This window comes from Pseudomonas sp. S06B 330 (assembly GCF_002845275.2).
Taxonomy (GTDB): domain Bacteria; phylum Pseudomonadota; class Gammaproteobacteria; order Pseudomonadales; family Pseudomonadaceae; genus Aquipseudomonas.
Map to the genome: position 1 here is coordinate 4132066 of NZ_CP088149.1, position 19092 is coordinate 4151157.

The 19092-nt window shown below is 60.5% G+C and carries 19 protein-coding genes; 10 read left to right on the top strand and 9 right to left on the bottom strand.

Translation table 11 applies throughout. The annotated features are described in order from the left end of the window. Position 1 precedes the first annotated feature (1 nt). From CX511_RS18355 to CX511_RS18385, 7 genes are all read left to right on the top strand, one after another. Positions 2–889, top strand: a complete 888-nt coding sequence (locus CX511_RS18355) for an urea transporter (RefSeq protein WP_101293409.1) — start codon at positions 2–4, stop codon at positions 887–889. Positions 890–933: 44 nt separating this feature from the next. Then, on the top strand, positions 934–1758 hold the full coding sequence (locus CX511_RS18360; protein ID WP_045188950.1) for an ion transporter: 825 nt from the start codon (positions 934–936) through the stop codon (positions 1756–1758). Positions 1759–1851: 93 nt separating this feature from the next. After that, positions 1852–2853 (top strand): sulfate ABC transporter substrate-binding protein, encoded by a 1002-nt coding sequence (locus tag CX511_RS18365; protein WP_045188952.1) that lies wholly within the window; start codon positions 1852–1854, stop codon positions 2851–2853. Positions 2854–3081: 228 nt separating this feature from the next. Then, positions 3082–5121: a mechanosensitive ion channel family protein gene (locus CX511_RS18370; protein WP_045188954.1), complete on the top strand. Its 2040-nt coding sequence runs from the start codon at positions 3082–3084 to the stop codon at positions 5119–5121. Between the two features lie 43 nt (positions 5122–5164). After that, the gene (locus tag CX511_RS18375; RefSeq protein ID WP_101293410.1) at positions 5165–5551 is read left to right on the top strand and encodes a DUF2946 domain-containing protein; all 387 of its coding nucleotides are present in this window, start codon (positions 5165–5167) and stop codon (positions 5549–5551) included. 87 nt (positions 5552–5638) lie between these two features. Then, positions 5639–7807: a TonB-dependent receptor gene (locus CX511_RS18380; protein WP_101293411.1), complete on the top strand. Its 2169-nt coding sequence runs from the start codon at positions 5639–5641 to the stop codon at positions 7805–7807. 10 nt (positions 7808–7817) lie between these two features. After that, entirely contained in the window at positions 7818–9281 is a 1464-nt protein-coding gene (locus CX511_RS18385) for a PepSY domain-containing protein (RefSeq protein WP_101293412.1), read from the top strand. An 82-nt stretch (positions 9282–9363) separates the two neighbouring features. Here CX511_RS18385 and CX511_RS18390 read toward each other — a convergent pair whose 3' ends face one another. Further along, a complete protein-coding gene (locus CX511_RS18390) occupies positions 9364–10305 on the bottom strand; it encodes a class I SAM-dependent methyltransferase (protein WP_101293413.1) in 942 nt (313 codons plus the stop codon). 136 nt (positions 10306–10441) lie between these two features. Between CX511_RS18390 and CX511_RS18395 the strand changes: the two genes are divergently transcribed. Continuing rightward, positions 10442–11134, top strand: a complete 693-nt coding sequence (locus CX511_RS18395) for an alpha/beta hydrolase (RefSeq protein WP_045188965.1) — start codon at positions 10442–10444, stop codon at positions 11132–11134. Here CX511_RS18395 and CX511_RS18400 read toward each other — a convergent pair. Then, positions 11121–12026 carry a DMT family transporter gene (locus tag CX511_RS18400; protein ID WP_045188966.1) on the bottom strand — a complete coding sequence of 302 codons (906 nt, stop codon included), beginning with the start codon at positions 12024–12026 and terminating at the stop codon, positions 11121–11123. The two genes, CX511_RS18395 and CX511_RS18400, sit on opposite strands and share 14 nt — an antisense overlap. A 130-nt stretch (positions 12027–12156) precedes the next feature. Here CX511_RS18400 and CX511_RS18405 point away from each other — a divergent pair, with 130 nt between their 5' ends. Continuing rightward, positions 12157–12594, top strand: a complete 438-nt coding sequence (locus CX511_RS18405) for an Lrp/AsnC family transcriptional regulator (protein ID WP_045188968.1) — start codon at positions 12157–12159, stop codon at positions 12592–12594. A gap of 98 nt (positions 12595–12692) precedes the next feature. Here the strand turns inward: CX511_RS18405 and CX511_RS18410 are convergent, their stop codons facing one another. The 4 genes from CX511_RS18410 to CX511_RS18425 all read right to left on the bottom strand — a co-directional run bounded on the left by CX511_RS18410 (position 12693) and on the right by CX511_RS18425 (position 16190). After that, positions 12693–13937, bottom strand: coding sequence for a D-amino acid dehydrogenase (locus CX511_RS18410; protein ID WP_045188970.1), 1245 nt, complete (start codon positions 13935–13937; stop codon positions 12693–12695). Positions 13938–13997: 60 nt separating this feature from the next. Next, on the bottom strand, positions 13998–14660 hold the full coding sequence (locus CX511_RS18415) for a histidine phosphatase family protein (RefSeq protein ID WP_101293414.1): 663 nt from the start codon (positions 14658–14660) through the stop codon (positions 13998–14000). 210 nt (positions 14661–14870) lie between these two features. Further along, positions 14871–15209, bottom strand: a complete 339-nt coding sequence (locus CX511_RS18420) for an FKBP-type peptidyl-prolyl cis-trans isomerase (protein WP_045188973.1) — start codon at positions 15207–15209, stop codon at positions 14871–14873. A 39-nt stretch (positions 15210–15248) separates the two neighbouring features. Further along, a complete protein-coding gene (locus CX511_RS18425; RefSeq protein ID WP_045188975.1) occupies positions 15249–16190 on the bottom strand; it encodes a DMT family transporter in 942 nt (313 codons plus the stop codon). A gap of 154 nt (positions 16191–16344) precedes the next feature. On the opposite strand from CX511_RS18425, the gene CX511_RS18430 reads away from it, so the two are divergent. Continuing rightward, on the top strand, positions 16345–17238 hold the full coding sequence (locus CX511_RS18430) for a LysR substrate-binding domain-containing protein (RefSeq protein WP_045188977.1): 894 nt from the start codon (positions 16345–16347) through the stop codon (positions 17236–17238). On the opposite strand, the gene CX511_RS18435 is transcribed toward CX511_RS18430, so the two are convergent. Genes CX511_RS18435 through CX511_RS18445 form a run of 3 tightly spaced genes read right to left on the bottom strand, consistent with a single transcriptional unit; the run spans position 17231 to position 19092 of the window. Continuing rightward, positions 17231–17638 carry a GFA family protein gene (locus tag CX511_RS18435; protein ID WP_101293415.1) on the bottom strand — a complete coding sequence of 136 codons (408 nt, stop codon included), beginning with the start codon at positions 17636–17638 and terminating at the stop codon, positions 17231–17233. The genes CX511_RS18430 and CX511_RS18435 overlap by 8 nt on opposite strands. Positions 17639–17685: 47 nt before the next feature. Beyond that, positions 17686–18630, bottom strand: coding sequence for a 2-hydroxyacid dehydrogenase (locus CX511_RS18440; RefSeq protein ID WP_045188980.1), 945 nt, complete (start codon positions 18628–18630; stop codon positions 17686–17688). A 45-nt stretch (positions 18631–18675) separates the two neighbouring features. Then, a complete protein-coding gene (locus CX511_RS18445) occupies positions 18676–19092 on the bottom strand; it encodes a hypothetical protein (protein ID WP_045188982.1) in 417 nt (138 codons plus the stop codon).

Below are 19092 nucleotides of genomic sequence, written 5' to 3' on the forward strand. Positions count from 1 at the left end.
CATGTACACCAAGAATTTCGTCAACCCGTGCCCCGACTGGGCCACGGCTTTGCTCAATGGCTTCAGCCAGGTCCTGTTGCAACGCAACCCGTTGTGCGGCCTGCTATGCCTGCTGGCCATCACCCTGACCGCCCCCAACCTGGTCGGTGGCGCCTTGCTGGGCGCTCTTGCCGGGCTGCTCACGGCCCAGCGCCGTGGCTACAACCGCACTGATCGCCAGGCTGGCCTGTACAGCTACAACGGCGTGCTGATCGGCTTGTTGCTTAGCTACGCCCTGCCCTGGTCGGCCATCTTGCCGCCACTCATCATCGCTGCCGGCGGCGTAAGCAGCATGCTTGTGCACCAGTGGCTAAAACGCGCCAGTTCCAACCTGCTGCTGCCGGCATACACCGCACCGTTCGTACTGATCGGCTGGGCCGTGCTTCTGCTTAGCCACCCCGAAGCCAGCGCCGCCAGCCCGATCGAGCACAATGCGCTCTACGCACTGGCGCGCGGCCTGGGGCAGATTTTCCTGCTGGATAACCCGCTTGCCGGTCTGCTGATCGCCAGCGGCCTACTGATCGCCAACCGCTATGCCGCCGCCTGGGCGTTGCTCGGCGCGGCGCTGGGCGGTAGCGTCGCGCTACTCGGCGGCGAAGCCAATGCTGCCTATGCCGGCCTCTACGGTTTCAACGCTGCACTCGCCGCCCTGGCCTTCAGCCAGACCCGCAAACAGCCCTGGTTGCCGTTGCTGGCGATGATTCTGGCCATTGTCCTGCAACCGCTGGTAGCCCAACTGCCAGTGCCGGGCCTGACCGCGCCGTTCATCTTTGCCTGCTGGCTGGTATTGATCGGCCAGCGCCTGATGCGCCACCCGCTGACTCGCCGTGCCAGTCGCTTGCATAGCTGAGACGCTGCCCCTAGGCTCAGCTCCATTGTTTAATGGAGCTGAGTATGGACACCCCTTCGAGCTGGCGTGAGCGGCTCTATGTCATCGTTTTTCAAACCGATACAGTCGCTGGCCGTCGCTTTGACAGTATCCTCCTGCTGATCATCCTCGCCAGCCTGATCACGGTGGTGCTGGACAGTATCGATGAAGTGCACCAGAACTACGCTGGGCTGCTGGCCGGGATCGAGTGGGGGTTCACCGCCATCTTTCTGGTCGAGTACCTGATTCGCCTGTACTGCTCGCCCAAGCCCTTACGCTACGCTTTCAGCTTCTACGGTCTGGTCGACCTGCTGGCGATCGTGCCGGGCATCATCGCCTTGTACTACAGCGACGCACAGTACCTGCTGATCATTCGGGTAATCAGGATGCTGCGCATCTTCCGCGTGCTCAAGCTCAGCCCCTATCTCAAACAAGCGCATTACCTGCTCTCGGCACTGCGCGGCAGCAAGCAGAAGATCATCGTGTTTCTGCTCAGTGTCTCGACCCTGGTAACGGTGTTTGGCACCCTGATGTACGTGGTCGAAGGGCCGGAGCATGGCTTTACCAGCATTCCCAAAGGGATCTACTGGGCAATTGTCACCCTGACCACGGTCGGCTTCGGCGATATCGTGCCCAGGACGCCGCTGGGCCAGGTGATTTCCTCGTTGGTGATGATCACCGGTTACTCGATCATTGCCGTGCCCACCGGGATCTTCACTGCGGAGCTGGCCAATGCCATGCGCGGCGAGCAGCTGCAACATGACTGCCCAGTGTGCCGGAAAAACAACCACGAGCACGGCGCCGCGTTCTGCTCGCGTTGTGGTAATGCGTTGTTCAAAAAAATGGAATAAGCAAAGTACTTTTTAATCTTTTAGCGCCTAAGCCTGAGCCGCTATAGTCGCTGGCATAATGCCTTTAACGCCAATTCGAACAAGGAATGCGCAGTGAAAAAACTCTTTAGTGCCTCGCTTCTGGCCGCCGGTCTCGCCTTCGGTTCGCTGGCCCAGGCCGCGCCAGCACCGCTGCTGAACGTCTCCTATGACGTGATGCGCGATTTCTACAAGGACTACAACGTCGCCTTCCAGAAGCACTGGGAAGCCGAGCATAAAGAGAAAATCACCGTACAAATGTCCTTCGGTGGTTCGAGCAAACAAGCGCGTTCGGTCATCGATGGCCTGCCGGCTGACGTCATCACCATGAACATGGCCACCGACATAAATGCCCTGGCCGACAACGGCAAGCTGGTGCCGGACAACTGGGTCACTCGCCTGCCGAACAACAGTGCGCCGTTCACCTCGGCCACCGTGTTCATCGTGCGCAAGGGCAACCCCAAGGCCCTCAAGGACTGGCCTGATCTGCTCAAGGATGGGGTTGAGGTCATTGTCCCGAACCCCAAGACCTCCGGTAACGGTCGCTATACCTACCTCTCGGCCTGGGGCTATGTCCTGAAGAACGGCGGCGACGAGAACAAGGCCAAGGAGTTTGTCGGCAAGCTGTTCAAGCAAGCACCGGTGCTCGATACCGGTGGCCGTGCTGCGACCACCACGTTCATGACCAACCAGATCGGCGACGTGCTGGTAACCTTCGAAAACGAAGCCGAGATGATCGCCCGCGAGTTTGGTCGTGATCAGTTCGAAGTGGTCTATCCAAGCGTTTCGGCTGAAGCCGAGCCACCGGTGAGTGTGGTGGACAAGGTCGTGGACAAGAAAGGCAGCCGTGCCACTGCCGAGGCATACCTGAAGTACCTGTGGTCGCCAGAGGCCCAGGAAATTGCCGCCAACAACTACCTGCGTCCGCGTAATCCTGACGTACTGGCCAAGTACACCGACCGTTTCCCGAAAGTCGATTTCCTGTCGGTAGAGAAGACCTTCGGTGACTGGCGCACCGTGCAGAAGACCCACTTCAATGACGGTGGCGTGTTCGACCAGATCTATACCGGGCAGTAATCGCCTGTAGCCGCTGCCGCCAGGCTGCGATCGGCCGTGGAACGGCCGCCATTCTGCCCATCGGGATGACAGGATGACGACTGCTTCGCAGCCGATTGCAGCCTGGCGGCAGCGGCTACGGATCAACTGGCCCTCTCGATCGTTTAACCGCTATTTCGAACTTGCCGCGCCTCCATTGATCAGTTCATTGACTACCCTTTCCGTCATCTACGGCTCAAGGAGTGCCCAGTGACACGATCGTTCTTCGCCCTGCTTTTGAGCTGCCTGCTGAGTCTCCAGCTGGCGGGCGCCGCCCCCTTGCTACCCAAAGCCGACAAAGCTGCAGAACCTGCCGAACCTGTGGTTCAGGGCGGCTTGCTCGGCGCCATTGCCGATGGCCTGGACGATGTCAGCCAGGAACTGGACGTCGACAACCATCTGATCGACAACTGGCGCCTGCGCGCCGATCGCGCCGCCGATGAAGTCGACCAATTGGTCACGCGACCTTCAGGCCTCAGCTCACTGGAGCTGTGGCGCGATTTTGCGGTGCTCACCGTCACCTGGCTGATTGCCTTTGTCCTGCTCTCTCAACTGGGTCGCATGCTCGAACGCGCCAGCAGTCACTCACGCCTGCTGCGCGAACGACCGCGCCCCCGACGTGTGATCAAGTACCTCCTGACCTATACCCTACCCGCCCTGGCCAGCTTGATCGTGACGCTCTACGTCAGTCACTTCCTGGTGATTTCCGCCGGGCGCGCATTGGGCATGAGCCTGGCTTACGCCACCAGTAGCGGTATTTTCTCGACGTCGATCATTCTCTGTCTGATCACCCTGTTCGACACCGGGCACAAACGCACTGCGGTACGGATCATCCGCACGGTGGCACCTAGACCGTTGTTCATGATCGGTTTTCTCGCCGCCTGGAGCGATGCCCTGACCAGCCCGCAGATTGCCCGGCAGCTGGGCGGTAATATCACCAGCAGTGTCGCCGCTGTGACCGGCTTGCTGGCCACGCTGGCGTTCGCCGTGTTGGTGCTCAAACTGCGACGGCCAGTGGCGCATCTGATCCGCAATCGCGCCCTGCCTGATCGCCTGCAGCACCGCGCCGTCCAGGAAACCCTGAGGATCTTCTCGGCGCTGTGGTTCCTGCCAATCCTGATGATGATTCTGGTCTCGGCCGTACATTTGATCGGTGCTGGTGAAGAGAGCCAGCGCGCCCTGCAAAAAGCCCTGCTGACCTCAATCCTGCTGATTGGTACGGTGTTTCTCAGCACCATCCTGCAACGCATGTTCAAACATCGCGAAGAAGTCGACGCCAGGCAACGCCTGCGCCCCTACAAGGAACTGTTGCGCAACCTCGCCTATGCCCTCTTGCGGGTCGTCATGGCCGTTACGTTCATCGAACTGCTGGGGCGTATCTGGGGCTTTTCCGTGCTCGATTTCGCCCTGCGCAACAGCCTGGGGCGGGCCATCAGCGACTCGCTGAGCAGCATCGGCCTGATCTTGCTGGTGACCTGGCTGCTCTGGGTGGTGATCGACACGGCCATTCAGGAAGCGCTCAAGCCCACGGTCGGGCGCCGCTCCGCGCGCCAGCCGAGCACCCGCGTGCGGACCATCCTGCCGATGCTGCGCAACGCGATCAAAATCATTCTGGTGGTGATCTGCACCATTACCACCATGGCCAACCTGGGTATCAACGTTGCGCCGCTGCTGGCCGGTGCCGGGGTGGTCGGTCTGGCCATCGGCTTCGGCTCGCAGCAATTGGTCCAGGATGTGATCACTGGGCTGTTCATCCTCATCGAAGACACCATCGCCATCGGCGACTGGGTAGTGCTCGACTCCGGCCACGCCGGCACGGTCGAGAGCCTGACCATTCGCACCCTGCGCCTGCGTGACGGCAAAGGCTTCGTGCACTCGGTGCCGTTCGGCCAGATCAAGGCGGTCACCAACCAGTCGCGGCAATTTGCCTATGCCTTCTTCTCGGTGCAGTTCAGCTACGCCACCAATGTCGACAGCGCCTTGAAACTGATTCGCGAAGTCGGTCACTCGATCAGCGAGGACCCGATGCTGCGCCACAGCCTGCAGGGGCCGTTGCAAGTGTTCGGGGTCGATAGCATGAACCTCAACGGCATCACCCTCACCGCACAGTTTCGCACCAGCTCCGGCGGCCAATACGCGGTCAACCGGGCGTTCAACGAGCGCCTGAAAAAACGCGTGGACGAGACTGATGATGTCAGCTTTGCCCAGTACAACCCTCCCCCTGCACGAATAGCCGAAGGACCGGTTTGATTGGCCTTTCTGGCGGGCGGACATCGGTGCTAAAGTCGCGGCCATGAACCCCTCCCGCGCCCACCGCCCGCTGATTGCCTGGACCCTGTACTTCTGTGTCCTGTTCAATCTGTTCGCCTGCGGTATCGGCCATGGGCAGATGATGGGGCTCAAGCTCAACGGCATCGGCGGCGCCTTCTGCTCGGCCATGGGCAGTGCCGGACCGAGCCTGAAAAGCGACTTTGGCGATCAGTCGGTCGCCGGCTGGGACAGCCTGCAGACATGCCCGGTGTGCGCCGCTGCCGTGATCTGCCTGGGCCTGGTGCTGGTCATCGGCTGGCTGCTGGCGGCCGCCCGCATCCGTCATTATCACCGAGAACTGCGCAGCAAGGCGCCACCGCGCTATTGCTGGCCTGCCGCCAATCCCCGCGCCTCTCCGCTTCTGGCTTGAACCGTACAGCTGTCTGTAATCGGCCTGCTTGCCGTGCCTGACTAACAGGCGCCACTGGCCGTTGGCTCACTCTCCAGAGTTCGTTTCATGCCCTACTCCTATCGCTTTTCCGGTTGCGCGGCGCTGCTGTGTGCGCTGTCCGTCAATGCTGGCGCCGAAGTGCCGCTCACCCTGCCCGACCTGCGCATTGAGGGCCGCGCCGACGCCGAAGACGGCGTGCTGCTCGACACCCCCTCACAAACCGGCTCGCGCCTGGGCCTGACCCCACGGCAAACCCCGGCGTCAGTGAGCATCGTCAACCGCCAGCAGATCGAACAGCGCGGTGCCCAGACCACCCAGGACATGCTCGCCGGCGTACCGGGCATGACCGCCGCCTCGCCCCCCGGCTCGGCCGGCTCAGTGGCCTACCGCGGCTTTTCCGGGGCGCAGATCACCCAACTGTTCAACGGCATCAGTGTGCAGTACGACTCGATTGCCGCGCGTCCGGTGGACAGCTGGATCTATGACCGCGTCGAAGCCATTGGCGGGCCCTCAAGCTTTCTGTTTGGCGCTGGTGCTGTAGGCGGCTCGATCAACTACATCACCAAGCTCGCCAGCCGCGACGAGAACTTCAATGAAGGCCGCATCCAGTACGGCTCCTACGACAGCAGCGAAACCTCGTTCGGCTTCAACCATGCCCTCAACGACGGCGACGGTATTCGTAACTACGCACGCCTGGACTTCAGCCATACCCACAGCAACGGCTACGTCGACCGCGAGGAACGTGACGCCTGGAGCGTGGCCTTTTCGCTGCTGACTGACATCAACGACCAGCTATCCCACACCCTGGCCCTGGAGTACCAGAACGAAAGCGTCGACAGCCCCTACTGGGGCAGCCCGGTACTCAACCCGCTCGGTGGCGAAATGAAGGTCGACGAGAGCCGTCGCTTCGAGAACTACAACGTTGAGGACGGCCGTTACGAACAACGCGTGCGCTGGCTGCGTTCGATCACCGAGTACCGTTTCAACGACGACACCTCGCTGCGCAATACCCTCTACCACTACAACACCGAGCGTAACTTCCGCAACCTTGAGACGTACGCCTACAACGCCGACAACAGCCAGGTGAACCGCTCCAATGCGCTGTTGCAGCGCCATGACCAAGAGCTCAACGGCAATCGCCTCGAAATGCTCCACCAGGGACAGTTGTTCGGCCTCAACAGCCAATGGTCGACCGGCCTGGACTACAGCCACAACGTGCAGACCAATTACCCGCGTTCGGTAACCGGGATGTTTGACAGCGTCGATCCGGCGCACTTCGATCCGGGTCATTTCTATGACCTCAATGGCATGGTGCCGGGCTACCAGAAGAACCGCCAGAACACCGTCGATACCTGGGCCGCCTTTGTGGAAAATCGCCTGCAGCTTACCGAACGCCTGTCGCTACTGACCGGCCTGCGCTACGACCATATCGACCTTCAGGTGCACAACTACCGCAGTGTCGACGCCAACAACCCGCGCGACTTCAAACGCCTCTACGAACCGACGACCGGACGCGTCGGCCTGGTCTACGAACTGACGCCTGCGGCTAACGTCTACGTGCAATACAGCACCGCAGCCGACCCGCCCGCCGGGATTCTGACCACGGCCAGCTTTGCCCAGGTGCGCGACTTTGATCTGAGCACTGGCAAGCAGGTCGAAGTCGGCAGCAAATTCAGCTTCCTCGACGGCCGGGGTGCCGCCACCCTCGCCGCTTACCATATCGAGCGCAAAAACCTGGCCACCGCGGACCCGGCCAACCCCGGCGTTACCCAACCGGTAGGCAAGCAATCGTCACGTGGCGTGGAACTGGCCGGCTCCCTGCGCGTGACCCCGCAACTGCTGGCCGAGGGCAACTTCGCCTATGTCGATGCCCAGTACGATGAGTTCAATGAAAACGTCGCTGGCACCAGCGTTTCGCGCAAAGGCAATACACCAACCAACATCCCTGAGCGGGTGGCCAACCTGTGGCTGACCTATGACATCAACCCCAGCTGGCAGGTGGGCGGCGACAGCCGCTACGTGTCGTCGGTGTACGCTGATGCGGCCAACACCCGTTATGCGCCGTCTTACACCGTGTTTGGCGCATTCGTCGGCTACAAGGTTGACGCCGACACGCGCATCACTGCGCGGGTGCGCAACCTGACGGATGAAGTCTATGCCCGCTGGACCAGTTCGAGCATGCTCTATCTGGGCGCGCCACGAACCCTGGAACTGGCCTTACAGACTCGCTTCTAGGACACGGCCGATGAAACGCTATCTGTACCTGTGGCATCGCTGGCTGGGCATCGGCGTGTGTCTGTTCATGGCCCTGTGGTTTTTCTCCGGGGTGGTCATGCTCTACGTCGGCTACCCCAAGCTGACACCTCGCGAACACCTGGCGCACCTGCCGGTACTTAGCCTGCAGGATTGCTGCATTGACTTGGCCCCTGCTCTCGCGGCGGCCGATCCGCAGCGGGCGCCTGCAAGCATTCGCCTGAGCACGGTCGCGGGTCAACCACGCTACCTGGTCAGCTATCCGGGCCGCAGCACTGTCGCCGTCGACGCTCGCAGCGGGCTACGTCTGGGTGTTGTTGGCCGCGATCATGCCTTGGCCAGTGCCCGGCAATACGATCCGACGGCAGCCAGCGAGTACCGGGGGGTGGTTGAGGAAGACCTCTGGACTCACTCGCGCGCCCTGGATGCCGACCGTCCCTTGCAACGGGTGCAGTTGGCCGATGCCAACGGCACTCTGCTGTATGTCTCGGGGCAGACCGGTGAAGTAGTGCGTGACGCCAGCGCGGTGGAACGTGGCTGGAACCTGGTCGGTGCCTGGCTGCACTGGCTGTACCCGTTACGGGGCATCGGCATTGATGGTGTGTGGAGCAATCTGGTGATCTACCTGTCGCTGACGGCCACGCTCATGGCTGTACTTGGGGCGGTAATCGGTGTGTTGCGCTGGCGCCTGCGCAAACCTTACCGCAGCGGTTCACGCTCGCCCTATCGCGGTTTTGCCCGTTGGCACCATATTGGCGGTCTACTGTTCGGGGTGCTGGCGATCACCTGGATTTTCAGTGGCTTGATGTCGATGAATCCGTGGCGGCTGTTCAGCAGTTCGGCACCCTTGAATACGGCGGCCTATCAAGGCGGAGCACTGACCGCGGCGGCCTTTCCGATCTCAGCGACTGAAGCGCTGTCACGCTTTGCTCAACAGGGCTTCAAGGCGCGCGAGCTGGAATGGCGTTTGCTCGGTGGTGCAGGGTATCTGGTCGCACATGACGGACTCGGTCGCAGCCGCTTACTGTCGATGGCTGATGGGCAGGTGCTCGAACACTTGCCTAGAGAGGTACTGGAGCACGCCGCACAGGCAGTTTTGCCACAAGGACAAATGCACAGTGAAGTGCTGGATGTTTATGACTTCTACTACTACGCCAGGACGGAGCAAAGCATGCTCGGGCATCTAGAGAAGCGGCTGCCGGTGCTGCGGGTGCGTTTTGATGATCCACAACAGACCTGGCTGCATGTGGATCTGTATACGGGAGAAATCGTGGGGGTTCTGGATCGGCCTAAGCGGGTATCACGTTGGCTGTTTGCGTTGCTGCACAGTTGGGACTGGTTGCCGTTGCTTGAAAGGCGCCCGCTTTGGGATGTGTGGATGGTGGTATTCAGTGCTGGAGGGATAGTGCTCAGTGTTAGCGGCGTGGTGCTGGGATGGCGCCGTTTGCGCTACTGAGCCAGTCTTGTGGGTGATGGGGTCGGTGCGGTGCCAGATAGTGTGCGGCGCCTGCATCGCCGGCAAGACCGGCTCCCACAGTTCATCCCACAAGGTTGCTCCCGGCCTGGAACACCAACGCCTTGAGCCCTCCAGCCGGATCGCTGTCCGGAAACTCCGGTGGGTTGGCCAAGCGCTCGATGAAGCGAAGGTGCGGCGCTTCTTCAGCCATTCCTTCAATCAGGAATTCAGGCCCAATGGCCGGATCATTCACGCAGGCCAGTACGGTCGCGCCCTCATTCAACAGCTCAGGCAAGCGTCGCAAAATTTTTCGGTAATCCTGGGTCAGGACAAAACTGCCTTTCTGGAAAGTCGGCGGATCAATGATGATCAGGTCATAAGGACCGAACTTGCGCACCTTGCCCCACGACTTGAACAGCTCATGCCCCAGAAAGCTCACGCGCCCCAGATCATGGCCATTGTGCCGGTGATTATCGCGCCCTCGGCTAAGGGCCGAACGCGCCATGTCCAGATTCACCACCTGCTCGGCGCCGCCAGCAATGGCTGCCACGGAAAACCCACAGGTGTAGGCAAACAAATTGAGCACCCGCTGGCCCCCCGCCTGTTCACGCACCCAACGCCGGCCATAGCGCATGTCGAGGAACAACCCGGTGTTCTGCTTCAGGCCCAGATCCAGCTCATAGCGTAGGCCGTCTTCATCGATCAACCAATGCTCGCTTGGTTCACCCAGTAGCCACTGCCCCGGGCTGTCAGGCAGGTAGCGGTGCTGGATGAGTATGGCTTGACCACTCCAGCACGGCGCCTGGGCCAGGTTCAGCAGCATGTGCTCAAGCGCCGGTATCTGCCCCTCGGGAGGCTCGCGAAACAGCGACACCAGCAAAACACCTTGCAGCCAGTCCACGGTGATCTGTTCCAGCCCTGGCCAGCAGCGTCCACGGCCATGAAACAGCCGGCGGGTTTCAGTCGGCGCCGGGCTCAGGGCCTTAAGCAGATGCTGTTGGAGGGTGTCGATCACAGAAGTCATGGGCAAATTCAATGGGGTGAAGCGGCCTATTCTACCCTGCCTGCCCACAGCCGACAGCGCGTTTGACCCTCTATGACTCCGCTTTTGGCATTTGCATCTAAACTAGCACTCCCATTCCCTGCGTTGGACAACCACCATGAGCGAAAAACCCGCAATTGTTCTGGTCCATGGCTTTTGGGGTGGTGCTGCCCACTGGAGCAACGTCATCCTTGAACTGTCACGCTTGGGCCACCGCAATCTACACGCAGTGGAAATGCCACTGACCTCGCTGGCCGATGACGCCGAACGTACACGCAAGATGGTCGCGTCCATTGCCGGTAAGGTATTGCTGGTCGGCCATTCGTATGGCGGCGCAGTGATTACTCAAATGGGTAATCAGTCCAATGTTGCCGGTCTGGTCTTTATTGCCGCCTTTGCCCCGGATGATGGCGAAAGCCCTGGCGGCATCACCGCCAAGCACCCACCGGAGGCCGCGGCCAACCTGCAACCGGACAGCGACGGTTACCTGTGGATCAAAGCGGACAAACTGCATGAAAGCTTCTGCCAGGACCTGAGCCAGGACGAAGGCCTGATCATGAGCGTTACGCAAAAAGCACCGCTGGCCAGTACCTTCGGTAACGCCATCAGCAACCCAGCATGGAAGCACAAACCCAACTGGTACCAGCTTTCAACTCACGACCGGATGATCCATCCGGACAACCAGAAGTTCATGGCCGAACGCATGTCCCCAAAGGAACTACTGAGCCTGGATGCCAGCCATGCCTCGCTGGTCTCCAGGGCCGCCGAGGTGGCAGCCCTGATCGACCGTGCCGCAGTCAGTCTGGCTTGATCGCCGCAGCCTTGGCCGCAGGCTTGAACCACCAACCTTGCTGCATACCGGCAGCGGCCAGCAGAATCGCCGCCACCCCCAGCCACTGCAACGGCTCCAGGCGATGGCCGAAGGCGAACCAGTCAACCAGGATCGCCGCAATCGGGTAGATGAACGACAAGGCACCGGTCAACGCCGTCGGCAGCTTCTGGATTGCACCGTACAACAGCACATACATCACCCCGGTGTGCACGACCCCCAGGGTGATCAGCGAGGCCAGTGCAGCGGCCTCGCTGGGCAGGCCTGAGGTATTGGCCCACGGCGCCAGCAGGAGGATGCCGGTGCACACCTGAATCAGTGCGATCAGGTGCGGCGGCGTGCCACTCAGGCGTTTGATGATCAACGCGGCCACGGCATACAGAAGCGCTGCGCCGAGCGCCAGGCCGATGCCCAGCAGGTATTCATTGCCGCTGCCGCCCTGGCTGCCGTGGGCGCTGACAATCGCCAGCATCCCAAGAAACGACAACGCCAGCCAGAACAGCTTCTGCAGGGTAATTTTCTCGCCGAGAAACAGCGCCGCCAGCCCCACCAGCATGAACGGTTGGACGTTGTACACCGCCGTACCAATGGCAATCGAAGCCCGCGAATAAGAGGCGAACAACAGCACCCAGTTACCGACGATCGCCACGCCGCTGAACACCGCCAAGGCGAACGTAGTCAGGGTTAGCATTCCAGGTTTGAGAAAGCCCATGGCCAGGCAGATAAGCAACAAGGTGGTTGCGCCGAATACACAGCGCCAGAACACTACATCCAGCACCGGCTGCCCGGACACCAGTACAAACCAGCCAATGGTCCCCGAAATCAGCATCGCGGCGACCATCTCAAACGACCCACGGCGTATTGAACTGTCCATCACTCACCTCCTTGACGATGGCTAAATTATGCGAGCCTAGCGGCGCCCGCTCCAGTGGATAAAGCAGGCTAAACTGTAGATACACCTTTATTATTAAGGCAGATTTCGCAATCTGCCTAACGAGGCTGCAATGACCGATGACATTGACCAGTTGTTGATAAAGGCGCTGATGGAAGATTCACGGCGCTCGCTCAAAGCCCTGGCGCAGCTAAGCGGCTTGTCCTCACCCAGTGTTAGCGAACGCCTGCGTCGCCTGGAAGAACGGGGTGTGCTCAAAGGCTATACGGTTGAAATCGACCCGCGCTGCTTTGGCTACCAACTGCAGGCCATCGTGCGCGTGCGGCCATTACCAGGGCAATTGCAGGAGGTGGAGCGGCAAATCATGGCCATCCCTGAGTTCACCGAGTGCGACAAAGTCACCGGTGACGACTGTTTCATTGCCCGCTTGCATGTGCGCTCAATGGAACAGCTCGACACCGTGCTGGACAAACTCAACAGTCATGCCGAAACCAACACCGCGATTGTAAAAAAGACCCCGGTCAAACGGCGGTTGCCGCCGATGGCGTAAGCGCGCCTTGGAGCTGATACTGCCAGCAAATCAGGTTCTACGGCCGCTCTGCAGCCGATCGCAGCCTGGCGGCAGCGCGGCTACGGGCTCTGCGTACATCAAGACGCTGTATGAGAACACAGCCCATGCAGATCGATCGACGGCAAGCGGCCAGCAATCAATTCGGCCACCAGCGCGCCGCTGGCACAAGCCAAGGTAAAACCAAGCGCGCCATGGCCAAGGTTGAGCCAGAGGTTACGGTACACCGTTGCGCCCAGCAACGGTACGCCAGTGGGCGTTGCCGGGCGCATGCCTGCCCACTCCAGGGCATGGGTGTAGTCGGCGGCATGGGGCAAGGTCGTCGCCGCCAGCCGGCGCATGCTGGCCAAACGCTGCAAATCAAGCGACTCGTCAAAGCCGACAATATCGACCATGGCAGCAACCCGCAGTTGATCTTCAAGCCGGGCATAAACAATCTTGCGGTCGTAGTCGGTGATGCTGACCTGGGGCGCTTGTTGCCCGGCCCTGATCGGTGCACTCAGGCTGTAGCCCTTGAGCGGATAGATCGGCACCTGCAGACCCGGCAGGCCGAGGCTGGCACTACGGTGTCCGGCGCACAACACCAGGCGCTGTACAGGCAGGACATGGTCACCCAGCTCCAAGGCCTGGACCACACCCTCAGCATGACGAATGCGCCGGACGGTCTGGCCGAGCAGCAAGCGACACTGACCCGACGCTTGCAAGCGCTCAGCCAGGGCCAGACAAAAGCGATGGCAATCGGCGACTTCTTCACTGGCAGTGAACACACCGCCGATGAACGGAGCATCGGCCAGGACCGGTTCCATGACCCCAATGTCTGCAGGCCCTAGCACCTGCTGTTCTTGCGGGTCGAGCAGATGCGTGCGGGCATGGGCGAAACTCGCCGGGTTGCGGAACGTCACCAGCTTGCCATTGCGCCGCCAGGCGAAGCCGCTCAGGGTATCCTGGTTGCGCCAGAGCGCCAGGGTAGTCTGGCTGTGCAGCGCCAAGCGCAACAGATGCGCAGTATTGCTGCGATTGACCGAGGTCCGGCAGGCAGCCATGAATGCCCCCAGCCAACGCCATTGTGCCAGGTCCAGGCGCGGACGCAGTTTTAGCGGCGAGTCGCGGCGCAGCAACCAGCCCAGCGCCTGCAGCGGCACCCCAGCGTCGGCCAGCGGTGACACGTAGCGATAGGACAACTGCCCGCCGTTGGCAAAGCTGGTGCCACGCGCAAGGCTGTCGCGAGCCTCGATCAGATCGACGGCAAAACCTTCGCGCACCAACGCATAGGCTGTTGCCAGACCAATCACACCGCCCCCGATGATCGTTACCCGCTGTGCCATGGGCTGACATCCACACATCCAAAGGCCTTCAGCCTAGAGCCAGTGACAGCCGGTGCGCAATCAGCTCGGGCAGCTATGTTCGCCGTCGTTCAAGCCTTGCTTATAGTTACGGCTGAGGAGGCTGGCTTTGCCGTCGCGCCAGGTCAGGGTCAATACGTAGAGCGAATCGAAATCTCCACCGTCCCAGTCCTCAGTGATCACCTGCTTCTCACCCACGGCCTTGCCGGCCACAGTGTTGATCAACTCAGGCAAGTAACCATGGGACCAGGCGGTGTAAACCGTAGCGTTGCGGTACTTGTCCTGCAGCAGCTCATCGGCCAGTTCGCCAGTGTCGTTGGCACCAAAGTCGATGTTCACCGGCAAGCCAAGCTTGATCGCGCTGGGGCTGATGGTCATCAGCGGGCGGATGTAACTGTAGGCGTCGTCCTTGCTGCCTTCTTCAACGTGACGCGACGGGTTGGCGGCAAACACGTAGTCAGCCTTGCCGAATTTCTCTGGGAGCAACGTCGCCAGGTCCAGGGCACGATTGAGCCCTTGGCAGTTGAGTTGCCCGAGGCCCTCTCCTGGTTTTTCAGCGTGGCGCAGGAACACCAGCGTCTGGGTACCGTCCACCGGCTCGGCGTGGCTTTCGACGGCCTCCACGGCCAGCAGCGAGACGCCCCCGAGCAGGACCAGCGAACAAAAGGCGTGGCGGTGGCGGTGGAACAGGGTCGACAACTTCATGGAGGGGCTCTTGCGGCGATAAGGGATGAGGCTGACCCCGCCTGTGACACGCCGCGGCCGAAGCCGCGGGTGATCCCTGTCTATCGTTTCATCCGTGAAGCGGGCTTACTGAGAGTGCATTAATCCCGTTTGGTTCGATCCCTGAATACTCAATCCTTGAGCACGAGTGAGATTAACGCGGCGATGTTGCCGAATTAAGACACACGCGGGTCACTCGTCGCGGGTCAGGACTTCCAGCAATTCGATCTCGAAGGTCAAATTCGAATGCGGTGTGATCGCACCCATGCTGCGCTCGCCGTAGGCCAGGTGAGACGGCACGATCAGCTTGCGCTTGCCGCCGACCTTCATACCCATTAGGCCTTGGTCCCAGCCTTTGATGACCCGGCCGGTGCCGATCACACACTGGAAGGGTTTGCCGCGGTCGTAGGAAGCGTCGAATTTTGTGCCATTTTCCAGCCACCCCGTGTACTGGGTAGTAATCAGCGCGCCTTTGACCACCTCCTTGCCTTCGCCTACCTGGATATCGATGATTTGCAGTTCGCTGCTCATGCGTGACCTCGTTGATGCCTATTTCGAGGCAGCCTTTTCTCAAGAATGCGCAGGTTTGGCAAGGTTTGCCGGTGTACCGTGCTGACGCATCGACCAGCAGACACCGCCAATGACCAGAATGATCGCGGCCGCCTCCAGCAGGCTTGGCCCGCTTTGCCGCCAGATGAACGCGTAAAGCAAGGCGAACAAGGTTTCGAACACAATCAGTTGACCACTCAGGGTCAGCGGCATGCGCTTGGACGCCGCATTCCACAGCAATGCCGCCAACCACGAACCGAAAATCGCGCAACCCAGGCTATACAACCAGAACAACCACCACCGCTCAGGCGGTGCCTCGACCTGCAACTGAGCAGGCTGCCACAGCGCAACAAACGCCACCAACACCAGGCTGAACACCCCCGTCATCACCCCGCAGAGCACCGACCACTGGTGGCTGTCAAAATGCCCGCACTGCTTGAGATAGCGGCTGTTGTTGACCGCGTACCAGGTCCAGCAAGCCAATGCAGCCAAGGCATAGAGTACGCCGGCCACCTTGTCGCCCAATGCTCCTGGCTCAACGGCGAACGTTTGCACATTGATACACAGCATACCGGCGAGAATCAGCAACAGCGGTACAAGCAGCTGCTTGAGCGCTACACCACCGTTGTCATGGCGGCCATAGAGGGTGATGGTCAACGGCAAGACGCCGACAATCAGCGAAGCGGGCGCCACCCCCAGGTGCTGAATGGCCGCCACCAGGCAGATGAAATAAAGCAAATTGCCGACCAGCGCCAAGCGCCCAAGCATCCACAGATCTGCCAGGGTCAAACGCCCTACGGCCTTGCGCATCGGCAACGCCAGAATCACGGTGACCAATCCGAACAGCACGAAGCGCGCGCAGCTAAGCAGCACCGGACTGAACTCAGGCAACAATTGCGGCACCATCAGCACCATTCCCCACATCGCCCCGGCTATCCCGGCGTAGGCCACACCCTGCTTCACTTGCCTGCTCCTGTTCAAAGAAGTGCGCAGGCTAACGCTTGATCAGTCTCTGGACAAAAGATCATTCGGCATCCAGCCATTCCTATAGGGAATGGCTTTTACGCTGAAAGCATCGACTCTATGATGTAGCCATTCCTAAAAACGGATCATCAGCATGAGTCGCTTCAGCCGCCACCTGCCTGCGCTGGACACCCTGATCGCCTTTGAAGCAGTGGTACGTACCGGCAGCTTTACCCGTGCTGCCAGTGAGCTGTACCTGACCCAAAGCGCGGTGAGTAAACAGATCAAGCTGCTTGAAGAGCAGCTTGGCGCCGTGCTGTTCGAGCGCCGCGCCCGCGGCATCGCCCTGACCTCGGCGGGGGAAAGTCTCAATACCATTGTCGAGCCAATGCTGGAGAGTCTGTTGGCCAATGTCCTGCGCTTGAAAGCGGGTCACAGCAGCCGCAATGTCAGCGTCATCTGTACCCATGCCGTGGCCCAGTACTGGCTGTTCCCACGGCTTCTGCGCTTCAACGAACAGCACCCGGAACTGACCGTGAACATTCACGCCAGTAACGAGATCAGTGAAAGCGATATTGCCAACTACGATTTCGGCATTCTCTATGGCCACGGCCATTGGAGTTCACTCAAGGCCGAGAAACTGTTCGACGAAACCATCTACCCGATTGCCAGCGTCAAACGCGCACTACCTACGGTCAACTCACTGGAGGCGCTGCAAACGCTGCCGCTGATTCAACTGGATGCCTCGGCCTGGAACTGTCTGGACTGGCAGGACTGGTTCAGCCATCAGGGCCTGCGCTATCGGGCACCCGCTGAGGCAGTGACTTTCAATCAGGTCAACCTGGTGTTCGAAGCGGTAGTGCAAGGAATGGGCGTGGGCCTTGGCTGGGAGTTCATGGCCCGTGAGCGCATTGAACAGGGTTCTATCCGCCAGGTATCGGCCTTTGTCGTGCACACCGGTCAAGCCGACTATCTGGTGCACGACAAACAAGCGCCACGCTCACCGGCAGCGCAGGTGTTCGCCGACTGGTTACTGGCGTTCAGCTGAACAGGGCCTCGACTTCGGCTCTGGTCATGGTTTTCGTATCGTTGGCAAAGCAGTAGTACGTCGGCTTCTCGTCGATATACACCTGCAGGTCGAAGACCCAATCGGTATTACCTTCAAGTACTCCCACTGAAACGGAATCAAATTGGCCGTTTTTCAGTCGGTAAAGTAGATGGGTGCCACACGTGCCACAGAAACAACGCTGGGCCCATTCGGACGAGTCATAGATCACCGGCTGCCCGGCGGTAAACTTGACCGGCTCCGAGCAGTGCACCGAGAGCAATGGCCCGCCGCCCCATTGACGGCACATGCTGCAGTGGCAGGCGTCTACGCTGGCCTTTTCAAGGCTGACACTGAGTTTGACAGCGCCACACAGGCAACTGCCATGCTTTTCCAGGGACATGGTTGAAGCTCCTTGCTGTGAAGGTAGGCGTGAAGTCTAGCCCACGCCTACAAAGGCGCCGTTACTGGCGTCAACACCGGCTCCCCGGCAAAGAATGCCTGCAGATTCTTCAGCACCAATTGCACGGTATCGCGTGCTGCATCCGGCGACTGTCCGGCGACATGCGGAGTAAGCACCACGTTGCCCAAGGCTTTGAGGTCATCCGGCACCGCTGGCTCATCATCGAACACATCCAGCCCTGCCCCGGCAATCGCCCCGCTGCGCAGGGCCTCGACCAAATCAGCGGTGCTGACCACACTGGCACGCCCGATGTTCACCAGAAAGCCTTCTGGACCCAATGCTTCAAGCACCGGTTTATCGATCAGCTGTCGGGTATCGGCACCACCGGGTGTGGCGACGAGCAAAAAATCCGACGCCTGAGCCAAGGTCAACGGACTAGCACAATACTCGTAGGCCACTTCAGGGCGAGGTTTGCGGTTGTGGTAGCTGACCTGCATGTCGAACCCCAGGGCCGCCCGTTTGGCAATGGCCATACCGACAGCGCCCAGGCCGAGGATACCCAAGCGCTTGCCGCTGACGGCGGGGCTGATAATCCGGTTCCATTCGCCACGTCGGGTCGAGGCATCGGCACGAGGAATATCACGCACTACTGCCAGCAACAACGCCATGGCATGGTCGGCCACCGCTGCCGCATTGGCACCGGCACCATTGGTCACGGTGATACCGCGAGCGGCAGCGGCTGCCAAATCGACTTGCTCATAACCGGCACCAATCACGCAAATGATCTGCAGCTTCGTCAATACGCTGATTTCATCCGCCGTCAGGCCTAATGGACCGCGGGTCAGCACTGCATCGATGGTGTCGCCATGGCGAGCAATCGCTTCGACCCGTTGTTGCGGCGTCGGAGCGCGGACCAGTTGATAACCCGCCTGTTCCAACAATGGCAAGTAATCGTCAACGGTTTCCACCAGCACCAGGACTGTCTTGTTCATGCCAACCTCCGGATCAATGCGAGGGGGCATTATGCGCGGCTTGACTTACTGCGCGAAAGCCCGCCCCAGACCGCCCGGCACACCGCTGCTGTCGGTTTCTTGCCACGGCCCGTTGAGGTTGGTCGACCAGCTCCAGCCGTTGTCCCAACGGTAGTAGGTCCGTTGGCGGTAGAAGGTGTTGGTCTTGCCTTCCAGCACATACACGCCCAGGCGTGGATCCCAATGGCTGGCACCACCGGGCGGTGGTGCGAAGCTGGCTGAAGTGCGCGGCATTGGCTTGGGCGCCGGGGTGGTTACCGCTGGCTTGCTTGGCACTGTGCTTGGTCGTGGAGCCGGCTGTGTACTCGGCCCCGGGGGCATGGTTTCGATCGGTGGCACGGGCGGTTCAGAGGGTTGATGAACAGTACACGCACTCAGGCCCACGGCCAGGGATAGGAGGGCAAGGCGAGCGATACTGTTCAT